Here is a 12,010-nt window from a genome sequence, read left to right as displayed (position 1 = left end):
GTAATTATGGACAAATTACTTGCAGACCAACTAGAAAACTTAGTTCCCAATTAATAACTAACTGTTACTAATTCATCATAAACATTAACTTAATAAGTTCAGTTAAATTAACTATATTTCTTTACTATATTAGTAGAGAATATTATTAAATCTTCATATTTTATTATTAAAAGTAGTGGTAATTACTTGTATAGTTACAAAGCTTTTATCTAGCTACATCAACTTTAATTATTAGGCTATTGATTGAAGATCAAATTTATGTTCTATAAAATAAATAAGGGATAAACTCTATTTTAGTATTAGATGCAGTCCCAACCTTTTTGGTAAGGATGTGTATCATTAATTTTCAGGAAAGTGGCAAAATTGCTGAATATTTCCGAATTCTACTAATTAAAGACATTGGTTCTCCAGTTAATAAAGTAAATATTTGTCAGAATAAAAAAAAGTGAGTTCTTCAATTATGAAAGAAATAAATACTGCAGATACAAAACAATTAATGTTAGTTGATGATGACCCTAATCTAATCTTATTGGTTAAAGATTATTTAGAGTTTCGTGGATATCAGGTAACAACGGCAGAAAATGGTCGAGAAGCTCTAGAACTGCTAGAAGAAAAAATCCCAGACCTAATTATATGTGATGTGATGATGCCGGAAATGGATGGTTATACCTTAGTGCAGGAGATCAGAAAAAATTCAGTCACAGAATGCGTTCCAGTTCTGTTTTTATCTGCTAAGGGTCAAAGCCAAGACCGAGTTAAAGGTCTGAATATTGGAGCTGATGTTTATATAGTCAAACCATTTGAACCAGAAGAACTTGTGGCTCAAGTAGAATCTTCTCTGAAACAAGCTTCTCGCCTAAGTAAATATCAAAATCCGAGTCTGAGCAATGGGCCAACAATTAAGGTCCGCCGAAATGTAGAATTAACTCCCACAGAATTAAAGGTAGTCCAGTTGGTAGCGAAGGGAATGGCTAATCGTGAAATTGCAGAAATTCTGGAAGTTAGTCAAAGAACGATTGAAAGTCATGTAAGCAATATGCTTGGTAAAACTGGTTTGCATAATCGGACAGAGTTAGCGCGTTGGGCAATTGAAAGTAATCAAGCTTAAGTATAAGTTCCTAATTTTTCAGGGTGTCACTTTTTATCTGTTTAATTTAATTGATTGAAGGGCTGTGATTTGACACTGCCTATAATTGTAATTTTCTATATTCATAATTTTACTCATGTAACTTTTATTAAGTGAATTATTTTTAATTTGGCTAAATTTTAGATATTATATTAATTAATCAAATATTAACTTATGGCCTTGATAAAAAATCAAGGTCTTGTATAGAAATTTAATCAGGGATCGATCAATTTAGTAGGTATGAAAAAAGTATCTTTTTATTAAAAAGCCTAAAATTTATAATACTGAACTGCTAAATTTATTAAAACTATCAGTAAAAAAAAATATTATAAATTTATAATATTAAGAGTGATTTTTGGCAGCTTAAATATGAAATATACAAGGAATAATGAAGGAATAATGTAAGTTTTTCTAGCAAAAAAACTACATCAATAATAAAAATATTTATATAGCAGTCCTTTACTATAAGGTACATTTTTCTATCCCCTCTTTGTCAGCTATCCCTTATTAATTAATGAACTCCTGAAACCTTCTTGATGGGGGTGAGGAAATGTCGAGGTGGGGGGAGAAAAGCCTCTAATTAAATATGTTTACTTTCCCCGAATGCTCATTGAATGGCAAAGGCATAACTCTTCTCTCTTTTGTCAAACTTTATGTTAAGTAAAGATGTTTATAAAGCATAGCTTTGAAAGGAGGAACCAACAAAAAGTCCCCCTTTCAAAGCTATCCCTTACCCATAACTCCTGAAAGGTTTGAGATCTACCCCTAGCCCTTCCCAGGAACTCACCCCTAGCCCCTCCCAGGAGGGGAAGGGGGAAAAGGGAGCAGGGGAGAAAGGAGAAAACATCATATTAGCTAAGTAAAACTACTGAAACTATTGCCAAAAAATGTGCTTTTTCATACATTTTTATCCCAATTTATCGGGAACCGTAAAAGCCGAACTAAGACTTACCTATAACTTGTCAGTAATGCCCAAGTTTTATGTTAAGAAATATGTGGGTAAAGTATAGCTTTGAAAGGGGGATTTAGGGGGATTGTAAATGTGCTTTATAACTATGGGAATTGCTATATTTTTTAATTGATTTAAACTAAATTATCTAAAACTAATATTAAAATGAAAAATCCTAAGAACCGTCTTTCTATATTTGTTGACGGTAATAATATGTTTTATGCTCAACAAAAAAATGGTTGGTTTTTTGATCCGAGAAGAGTATTGGAATACTTCAACACACCACAAGTCAAATTAATTAATGCTTTTTGGTATACAGGTTTAAAAGACCCGCAAGACCAGAGAGGATTCCGAGATGCTTTGATTAGTTTGGGTTATACAGTACGCACTAAAATTTTGAAAGAATATTATGATGATGTTTCTGGTCGCTATTCTCAAAAAGCTAATTTAGATATTGAAATTGTGGTAGATATGTTTAATACGGTAGACCAATATGATGAAGTAGTTTTGTTTAGTGGGGATGGAGATTTTGAAAGAGCAATTGAATTATTAAGGTCTAAAAATACTCATATTACAGTTGTTTCAACTGAAGGAATGATTGCTAGAGAATTGCGCAATGCTACAGACCAATATGTAGACTTAAATAATATTCGTGACCAAATAGAAAAAGCAGAATATTAGAAATAGGGAATAGGGAGTAGGGAGTAGGAAGTTCAAGAATTAATAATTAATAATTACCTCTGATTATAATATTATTAAAGAAGAGGATTGACTAAAAGGAACTTTTTTGATTTTTTATCCATGAATAGAGAGGTTTTATACCTTGATTTTTAGGTAAGGAGGAAGAAGGAAGAAAAAAGTTAGTTATTAATATCTCCTACTGACTTCTATTAGTAAATTTACTAATTGATAATTAATATACATCTCCAAAAATACAGGTTTTAGAACTATGCTATAAGGGTTTCAGAACCTTTTCTGGAGATGTCTAATATCAACAGAACTTGCATAACCACCTCAATATAGTAGAGGTTAACAGCGGTTAACCCCTACAGATGGTCTATACATCTTTTGCGTAAGTCCCAATTAAGTCTTATTAATTAACTGTAATAAAAATTAATGAATTAATAATATCATTTCCCGATAATCAGTGATAAAAAACCTTTTTCCTTTGAACTAATATTCCCTTCTGCCTTCAGCATAGCTGCCTTCAGCATAGCTGCCTTATATAACTCATCGCTGATAGCTGATAGTTAAATGCTTAGAATATAAAAAAAGCTATAGGCTAATTACTTTACAATTACAAAGAGAAAAACAATGACCCCTAGTCAAGACCGAATTATTATTTTCGATACTACCCTCCGGGATGGAGAACAATCTCCTGGTGCAGCTCTCAATATGGATGAAAAATTAACCATCGCTCGACAACTAGCTCGTTTGGGAGTAGATGTGATAGAAGCTGGTTTCCCCTACGCTAGTCCTGGGGATTTTGAGGCAGTCCAAAAAATTGCTGAAACTGTGGGTCTAGAAGATGGCCCAACTATCTGCGGTTTGGCAAGAACCACCCGTGCAGATATTGAGGCAGCAGGTAAGGCAATTAAACCAGCAGCTAAAGGACGTATTCATACTTTTATTGCTACCTCTGATATTCATTTAGCTTACAAACTTAAGAAAACTAGGGCAGAAGTATTGGAAATTGCTCCGGAAATGGTAGCTTATGCTAAAACTTTTGTGGATGATGTAGAATTTTCTCCCGAAGATGCAGGTCGCTCCGACCCAGAATTTCTCTACCAAGTCTTGGAAAAGGCGATCGCTGCGGGAGCTACTACTGTTAATATTCCTGATACTGTGGGTTATACCACTCCTGGTGAGTTTGGCGCCTTGATTAAGGGTATTAAGGAAAATGTGCCGAATATTGACCAAGCTATTATTTCGGTTCATGGTCACAATGACCTCGGTTTGGCAGTTGCTAACTTTTTGGAAGCTGTGAAAAATGGCGCTCGTCAGTTGGAATGTACTATTAATGGTATTGGTGAACGTGCTGGTAATGCTGCTTTGGAAGAGTTGGTGATGGCACTACACGTTCGGCGACAATATTTCAACCCATTTTTGGGTCGTGAACCGGAGTCGGAGGCACCACTAACTAATGTGGATACTCGTCAAATTTACAAAACATCTCGTCTGGTTTCTAATTTTACAGGGATGTTTGTACAACCAAATAAAGCTATTGTTGGTGCTAATGCTTTTGCTCACGAGTCTGGGATTCACCAAGATGGGGTACTCAAGAATAAACTTACTTATGAAATTATGGATGCTCAGTCGATCGGGTTGACTGATAATCAGATTATTTTGGGTAAACTTTCTGGTCGCCATGCTTTCCAAACTCGCTTGAAAGAACTTGGGTTTGAACTTTCAGAGAAAGAAATTAATAAGGCGTTTGTGAAATTCAAAGATTTGGCAGACAAAAAGAAAGAAATCACAGATTGGGATTTAGAATCTATTGTTAATAGTGAAGTGCGACAACCACCCGAACTATTTCGTTTGGAGTTGGTGCAGGTTTCTTGTGGCGATCGCTCCCGTCCGACGGCGACAGTTACTATTCGTACTCCTAATGGGGAAGAATTGACTGATGCTGCTATTGGTACTGGTCCGGTGGATGCTGTGTACAGAGCAATTAACCGAGTGGTCAATGTGCCTAATGATTTGATAGAGTTTAGTGTGCAGTCAGTAACTGCTGGTATTGATGCTATCGGGGAAGTGACTATTCGGTTACGCTCTGAAGGGCGGGTTTATTCTGGTCATGCTGCCAATACTGATGTGATTGTGGCATCTGCTGAAGCTTATATAAATGCTTTAAATAGGTTGTATGCAGGTTTGGAAAGTGTGGGAGAGAGAATACATCCGCAAAAGAGTCAACCTGTGGAAGCAGTAGTTAATTGATAATTAATAATGAATAATGGATAATGGATAATGAAAACTATCTCTAATTATCAATTATCCATTAATGAAACTCCGTTTCAGTCGCAATGATATCACGTCTGGATAATCAGTGATGAAAAACCCTCACGGGGTAAAAAAAACAGCTCAAAACCATTATGTCACAATGATTTTCTGAATATTAACTCTATCAAAAATTGACGCTTTTGATCAGAATGATAATCATGATCAGTATAGTTGTGGGGAGCGCGATCGCTAATTTCTTGCCCTCCTCAGCAAACTATAGCGAAAAACCTTTCTTCTTGAGAGCTTTGTTTGCCGTATACCGTCTCTCTTCCTTTTAATTTAATTATTCTGGATCGATGCCTAATTCCCGCAAACGTGCTGCCAATTTTTCAACCTGCTGTGCCTCTAGAAGTCGAGCTTTCTGCTCTTGCTCTAGACGTTGTTCGGCTAAAAGTCGAGTTTGTCGCTCTTGCTGTCGAGCTTCTTCCTCAGTAGGATATCGCTTTCCCAGTTCATCATACCAATACAGCCATTCCGTGGTAGTTCGGTGATAAGTTCCTACTTCTGTTCCTATGCCTAGACCTATTTCTGGCATCCACATTGGGTTTTTTTTCTTGCAGCTCATATTGTCCTTCTCTGTTGAGACGGTACAGAGTCAATTTCGGTTTTCGTACCCGCTGGGGAGCGTAAATTACATAATACAATACTCCATTTCGGGCATATTTTCTTTTTTTCTCTTTGTATTCCCCACCCGGAGTTTTTGATACTACTTCTATTGCTAAGGAAGGAACTACCCAGTTTTCTTCCCAGGTAACGTAACTTAGTCGCAGAGGGTTTCCTCTGAAACGCTCTACTCCCAGACATAAAAAACCATCGGGGGCAATGGGGTTTTCATCGGGAGAGTAATACCATCCCATATCTGTACCGTAAAACCAATCGTCACGATCAGCCCAAATATAGTCGAGAATATATTTTAATAAGTTAGTAATTAAACGTTGTAGTTCGCTATCGACTGGTTTATCATCTTTATAGGGTAATTCTTCCATAGTGGGAAGACGCTTTTGGGGCTGATCATCTAATTTAACCATGATATTGACTATACTAATTTCATTGTTTTTGATTAGTTTAACATAAGCGATCGCGAGCTTTCAAAAAGTAGTTCTCATAAATTATGACTACTTCTTCAGAACTGACCAAATTTAGGAGTTAATTTTGAAATTCAACGATTTTTTTGTTTATAATTACTAAAATACCTTAACTAAATAAATTTGGAAATATATGGAAACAATTGACTGGGAAACTGTAATTCCTGCTGGGATGGCAATTATGATCTTTATTGGAGGAATGTTAATGATGTTTACTGATTTTTGGACTGATGGATATAAAAAGCAAAAAAGGAAAAAATAAAGCATAGAAAACTGGGAAGGAATTTAGCAATTAATATCCTTACACATTTAGAACTATTCGACTTTTCTAGTAATACCAGTTTGATAAATGTTGGCTACAAATCTTTGTTGCTTATACCAATTACTAGAAACTTTGCTATATTTGGATTTTCTATTTATAAATATTATTCGTTCGAGCAAATGCTTGATGTTTAGTAATTTTATTTATGAAGAAAAGCGATTTTGCTAGCTTATAAGTATAGCAAGAATGCATGAGAAATGGTATGATTTTTTGTTTCCTGTTCCCAGTTAAGTGTTCCCTGTTCTCTACTGTACAAATTAATCAACTATAAGGAGAGATTTATAAAATGTTTGATTTCAATAATTTAATTCAATTTTCCCACACATATTGTATAGAAATTTGTGGGTTATTAGTACCTATGAATGTACTGGCAAGTTTACAACCAATAATTTTTACAGTTCTCCATCGACCGAAAAAAGAAATTAATTTAATGGCATTAGTAGCCAGTTTTTATGCTTTAATGATTATCTTTCATGTTGGTAGTTGGTTTATTGTTGGAGTAGTAAGAATCCAAACTTTTATTCTTTTGGGGTTTGCTAGTTGTTCTTTAATGACGAATATTTGGGCAGTTATTCATGGTTCTAGCATGAGAGCAACTATTAAATTTTTCCAACAGTTTATAGTTAAATTTATTAAAGTTATAACTTTCCAGAATCAACAGGTTATTCCAGAAACTAAATAGGTTTTTTTGAAGAAGGAAGAAGGAAAGAGAAGGAAAAACCTTACTTATATGGGGGTAGATATTTGCCTAACTTTTACACGTTCCGATACCAACGGACATGATATAAAAAACAAAATAGATATTTAGAAGAAACTAAAAACCCGGTTTCTTGAAGAAACTGGGTTTCTGGGTATTGGGTGGGTTTGGAGACCAGAAAAACCTTACTTATATGGGGGTAGATATTTGTCTAACTTTTACAGGCTCCGATACCAACGGACATGATATAAAAAACAAAATAGATATTTAGAAGAAACGAGAAGAAACTAAAAACCCGGTTTCTGGGTATTGGGTATGGGGCTAAAATCAAATCCGCTTAATTCGGTAGAAAAAAAAGTTCTATTTTCAACCATTATCAAATCATCCCACATTTCCCACACTCTTTTTACACCGATACTAAAGGATTTGATATTATCCTGTACTTCATATAGTTCCAAAGTGCTGTAAGTCTGTAGATAAATACCTGATTAGTTGCTACTAACTTCATCTATGAAATCTCTAAATTTTCTTTCTATTTTTGTTGAGAACCAAACGCAGAAATTGCCACTCCAATTAATAAAATAACTGCTCCCCATAAAACAAATAAAGAAGGAACTTCACGAAATAATAAATAACCCAAAAAACTGGCTCCAACAGGTTCAAATAAAATTGCCAAAGTAACCAAAGTAGGAGAAATCCAAACTACTGCCCAATTAAAACTTGTATGTCCTATTAATTGAGGCACTAACGCAATTAAAAATAAATAAAAATAAACTAAACCAGAATAATTAAAATAGCCAACACCCGAAACCAGAGGAATAGGTAATAATACAATAGCAGCTACACTATAGACTACCGTAATATAGCCTCCAATACTAAACCCCTTGGTTTGAGCTTGACGTCCGAGAAGCATATAAAAACTACTTGTCCAAGCTGCCATAATAGCTAAAAAATTTCCGAGAAGAGGATTACTACCCGTAGCTGTCTCACCAATATCTGCTAAACCAATCATTAGTCCTCCAGTCATAGCTACTACTATACCAATAATTGTTTGGCGAGAAAGTCTTTCCTTTGACCACCACCAAGACAACAAAGCTACCCAGATGGGATTAGTATTGATGAGAGTAGTGGCAGCAGCGATCGAAGTATAAGATAGAGAAATAATCCAAAATGAAGATGTCGCAGCAAGGCAAAAACCTGCCATTCCAGCATAAAGTATTGCTTTTGGTTGGAGTTTTTGCCATTTAATTTTCGACCATGTTGGTACTAATAATAAAGCAGCGATCGCCACTCTTGAGGCAGATATTACCAGACTAAAACCTACCCCTCTCATTTCTGCGGATAGACTTGTCAACCTGACTAATATTGCAGCAGTAGATATTGCCAAAGCACCAGTAATTAGAACGAATATAATTAACCAATTAGGAGGTTTCATAAACAAATAAAAAAATGGTATTATGGAGTTTATCCAATTATTAGTTTAGTATGCTAAGACTAATTATTATAGTTTCCATTATTCTCGTAGGTTCTGCCCTTTGTTCTGCGACTGAAACAGCTTTACTTTCGGTTTCTCCTATTAAAGTACAACAGTTAGCACAGTCGAAAAAGACCACAGCATTAGCTCTGTGGGAAATTAAGAGAAAAATTAACCGCCCCATTGCTACTGTTGTGATTATTAATAACATTTTTAACATTGTTGGTAGTATCTTAATTGGTAATATTGCAGCTTCAGTTTTAGGGAATGGTTGGTTAGGTATTTTTTCGGCTATTTTGACATTTTTGGTAATTGTTTTTGGCGAAATTATTCCTAAAACTTTAGGGGAGCGTTATGCTATGCAATTTGCTTTAATGATAGCTTTAGCTGTACAAGGATTAACTTTTATTTTTACTCCGATAGTTTGGTTAATGGAAAAAATTACATCACCTTTTACTCAAGGAAAAAAAATACCTACTACTAATGAAGCAGAAATTATGTTTTTGACCAAAGTAGGATATCAGGAAGGAGTTATTGAGGGTGATGAAGCAGAAATGATTAGAAGAGTATTTCGGTTAAATGATAAAAGTGCATGGGATATTATGACACCTCGAATAGCTACTACTTATTTAGATAGTGATGCAACTTTAGCTGAGGTAAAGTCAGATATTATTAATTCTCAGCATACCCGAATTATTGTCATTGGAGATTCTATAGATGATGTACTTGGTATGGTTTTAAAACATGAATTACTTAAAGCTATAATTGAAGGAAAGGAAAATCAAAAAATTGCTGATTTTAGGCGAGATATTAGATTTATTCCAGATACTTTAAGGGTAGATTTATTATTGAAAGAATTTCAAAAATATCGTCAACATTTAATGGTTGTTTTAGATGAATATGGAGGAATGTCAGGGGTAGTAAGTCTGGAGGATGTGTTGGAAGAATTAACTGGTGAAATTGTAGATGAAACTGATAAAAGTGTTGATTTACAAGTTGTGGCAAGAATGAGAGGAAAGATCAAGTTAAAAGATGAGTAATTTCAGTTAGAAGAGGGAGTAGGGAGTAGTTAGGAATAAGAAGTAATGGGGAATTATAGAACAGGTAGAAGCAAGAATTGTCAGAATGATTTTTCTCTTATTATTCTGCCCAAAATGATAACTTTTTCCGTTTATTCAATAAACTTTTCTTGTACCTGAAAATTGTTTCAACTAATTATTATAAACAGGACTTACTAAAAACTAACAATAAAGGGGGTTTATTGTCCTCATTATTATTGTTCAGACTACGAAATTTTGTTTATCAATCGGTTTTCTGCATAAGTCTAGTAGTTATAAGTTATTATTACCTCCAACTGAAGTTAGAGGTGTGAAAAAAGTGTAGGGGTTTGGTCTCCAAACCTCTACGATGAAATCGTAAAACCCATTTAGGATTGCTATATAATTAATGGCTCTGAAAAATTTTTTCGACAAACTGTTTTTTCCTGAAAGTTGAGTTACACTGATTTTTGTATAGTAGTCGAAGCAAAGTGCACGGAAATTTCTAAATCCTGAACACTTTGATAGTCTGCTGTTCCCTGTTCCCTAGTGCATAGCGCTATAAATCTAAAATTTTGAATATTCACAAAAAATCATGGTGCCAACTGTTTTAATTACTGGTGCTTCTCAAGGTTGTGGTAGAGAAGCAGCACTTTTATTTGCTAGAAAAGGATACAATATTGTTTTAGCTGCAAGGAAGTTAGATAGATTAATAGTAACAGCAAATGAAGTGAGAAAAATTGGGAAATCTGCTTTAGCTATTCCTACAGATGTTACTGATGCTAAACAAGTAGAATATTTGGTGCAAAAAGCAATAGAATTATATGAAAAAATAGATGTATTAGTTAATAATGCTGGTATTTGTTTGACTGGTGGAATGGAACATACAACTTTAGAAGATTTTCAACAGTTAATGAATGTCAATTTTTTCGGTTATGTAAATACAATAAAAGCTTTATTACCCCATTTTTTATCAAGAAAATCTGGCACAATTATTAATGTTGGTTCCTTTGGTGGAAAAATGCCTTTACCAAATATGACTGCTTATTGTGCTAGTAAATATGCAGTTACTGGATTAACAGATACTTTACGTTTGGAATTACAGTCAAAAGGAATTAATGTTTGTTCTGTACAACCAGGAGTTATTAATAGTGATTTTTTGGAAAGAGCGCAGTTTCGAGGTAGAGATAATTTGGAAGTAGAAAGTCGTCAGCAACAAATGAATTTGGCTTTAGAATCTAACTTTGTTAGTCAGCCAAAAGATATTGCTGAAGCTATCTGGAATGTTGTGAAAAATAAGCAATCTGAAGTAGTAGTAGGTCCGGCTGTTTTAGCAACAGAAATTTATCGGTTATTTCCTGGTTTAGTTCAGTTTATGATCGGGAAAAGTTTAGAGTAATTTTTATAATAAAATTAAATAAGTTGCAATATTTTATAGTAGGGGTTTGGTCTCCAAACCCCCTACAGTTTTTTTGACAAATTATTTAGGATTACTATAACAGTTTTAATTAGAAATTAATTCAGAATATTTTCTACTCCAACCACATTTCCTATTACTGCCTGCTCAATAATTCTTCTATATTGTCATCTCCATTGTCAAGAATTAGAGATAGTAATATAACCCTGTTGTGGAGGTTCTTTAATTATTCTTTCAGCTAGAATTTCACGTTCTATTTCATCTAAAGGAAGATTACGGTCTTCCAAAAATCCTATTACATCATCTTGATTACCATTACGACTAATAATTTCTATTAAACCCCGTCTAGTTTGATAATCTCCTGTTCTTTTTTTGGCTACAAATATTGCGTTTTGAATATTCAAACTTTCTGTTCGTGATTCATTATTGTCTATTTTTTCATAGACAAAAACAAGTAAATTATAACCTAATCTATAGACTTTTTGACCAAAAGATAAAGTCTTAAGACTCCCCTTTCAAGGCAATGAAAAAAATATTCTATTCAATATCTCAATCCTCTGGCTTTAGACATAGCTACTGATAACTGATAACTGATAACTGATAACTGAAATGACTAGCATCTCGGAACGGACAAGATGATTGTGGTTGTCGTATAGATGTCACTTTTAAATCTACTTCTAATTCCGGAAAATCTATGCCATTAGCTACACTACCTGGAGTATATAAATACTTTTTTTGTAAATAGTTATTAAATCCTTGCTCTACATAAGTTCCTGCTGCTTTACCATCTGTAATACCATACAAATCAGGAATTGGAGTAACACTTAAATCTCTAACAAAAATTGCTGCCTCAGTTTTGAATAATAATAAGGTAAGTTCTTTCATATATTGATAAATATTGAA

Annotated in this window: 11 protein-coding genes and 1 pseudogene; 7 read left to right on the top strand and 5 right to left on the bottom strand. The window is 34.1% G+C overall.

Annotated elements, in window-relative coordinates; translation table 11 throughout:
- Positions 1-460: 460 nt before the first annotated feature.
- The 3 genes from VKJ25_RS01110 (at position 461) to VKJ25_RS01100 (ending at position 5,012) form a co-directional block, all read left to right on the top strand.
- Positions 461-1,108, top strand: coding sequence for a response regulator transcription factor (locus VKJ25_RS01110; RefSeq protein ID WP_324234786.1), 648 nt, complete (start codon positions 461-463; stop codon positions 1,106-1,108).
- Positions 1,109-2,240: 1,132 nt separating this feature from the next.
- The gene (locus VKJ25_RS01105) at positions 2,241-2,756 is read left to right on the top strand and encodes a LabA-like NYN domain-containing protein (protein ID WP_324234785.1); all 516 of its coding nucleotides are present in this window, start codon (positions 2,241-2,243) and stop codon (positions 2,754-2,756) included.
- A 633-nt stretch (positions 2,757-3,389) separates the two neighbouring features.
- Positions 3,390-5,012, top strand: a complete 1,623-nt coding sequence (locus VKJ25_RS01100) for a 2-isopropylmalate synthase (protein WP_324234784.1) — start codon at positions 3,390-3,392, stop codon at positions 5,010-5,012.
- A 346-nt stretch (positions 5,013-5,358) separates the two neighbouring features.
- Here the strand turns inward: VKJ25_RS01100 and VKJ25_RS01095 are convergent, their stop codons facing one another.
- Both VKJ25_RS01095 and VKJ25_RS01090 read right to left on the bottom strand, forming a co-directional pair.
- Positions 5,359-5,610, bottom strand: a complete 252-nt coding sequence (locus tag VKJ25_RS01095) for a hypothetical protein (RefSeq protein WP_324234783.1) — start codon at positions 5,608-5,610, stop codon at positions 5,359-5,361.
- Entirely contained in the window at positions 5,531-6,103 is a 573-nt protein-coding gene (locus tag VKJ25_RS01090) for a Uma2 family endonuclease (RefSeq protein ID WP_324234782.1), read from the bottom strand. Before VKJ25_RS01090 ends, VKJ25_RS01095 begins: the two co-directional genes overlap by 80 nt.
- Positions 6,104-6,293: 190 nt before the next feature.
- On the opposite strand from VKJ25_RS01090, the gene VKJ25_RS01085 reads away from it, so the two are divergent.
- Positions 6,294-6,422, top strand: a complete 129-nt coding sequence (locus tag VKJ25_RS01085) for a hypothetical protein (RefSeq protein ID WP_324234781.1) — start codon at positions 6,294-6,296, stop codon at positions 6,420-6,422.
- 346 nt (positions 6,423-6,768) lie between these two features.
- Positions 6,769-7,164, top strand: coding sequence for a hypothetical protein (locus VKJ25_RS01080; protein WP_324234780.1), 396 nt, complete (start codon positions 6,769-6,771; stop codon positions 7,162-7,164).
- A 547-nt stretch (positions 7,165-7,711) separates the two neighbouring features.
- On the opposite strand, the gene VKJ25_RS01075 is transcribed toward VKJ25_RS01080, so the two are convergent.
- Positions 7,712-8,614, bottom strand: coding sequence for a DMT family transporter (locus VKJ25_RS01075; RefSeq protein ID WP_324234779.1), 903 nt, complete (start codon positions 8,612-8,614; stop codon positions 7,712-7,714).
- Between the two features lie 50 nt (positions 8,615-8,664).
- On the opposite strand from VKJ25_RS01075, the gene VKJ25_RS01070 reads away from it, so the two are divergent.
- Together VKJ25_RS01070 and VKJ25_RS01065 are read left to right on the top strand one after the other, a co-directional pair.
- On the top strand, positions 8,665-9,693 hold the full coding sequence (locus tag VKJ25_RS01070; protein ID WP_324234778.1) for a hemolysin family protein: 1,029 nt from the start codon (positions 8,665-8,667) through the stop codon (positions 9,691-9,693).
- Between the two features lie 589 nt (positions 9,694-10,282).
- Positions 10,283-11,089: an SDR family NAD(P)-dependent oxidoreductase gene (locus VKJ25_RS01065; RefSeq protein ID WP_483143726.1), complete on the top strand. Its 807-nt coding sequence runs from the start codon at positions 10,283-10,285 to the stop codon at positions 11,087-11,089.
- Between the two features lie 197 nt (positions 11,090-11,286).
- On the opposite strand, the gene VKJ25_RS01060 is transcribed toward VKJ25_RS01065, so the two are convergent.
- Both VKJ25_RS01060 and VKJ25_RS01055 read right to left on the bottom strand, forming a co-directional pair.
- Complete coding sequence (locus VKJ25_RS01060) at positions 11,287-11,511, bottom strand: hypothetical protein (RefSeq protein ID WP_324234776.1); 225 nt, start codon at positions 11,509-11,511, stop codon at positions 11,287-11,289.
- Positions 11,512-11,680: 169 nt separating this feature from the next.
- A pseudogene (locus tag VKJ25_RS01055) lies at positions 11,681-12,010 on the bottom strand (restriction endonuclease); the annotation flags it as partial.

The organism is Okeania sp., from assembly GCF_035285525.1.
Taxonomy (GTDB): Bacteria; Cyanobacteriota; Cyanobacteriia; order Cyanobacteriales; family Microcoleaceae; genus Trichodesmium.
This window is presented reverse-complemented; position numbering and strand designations above follow the sequence as displayed.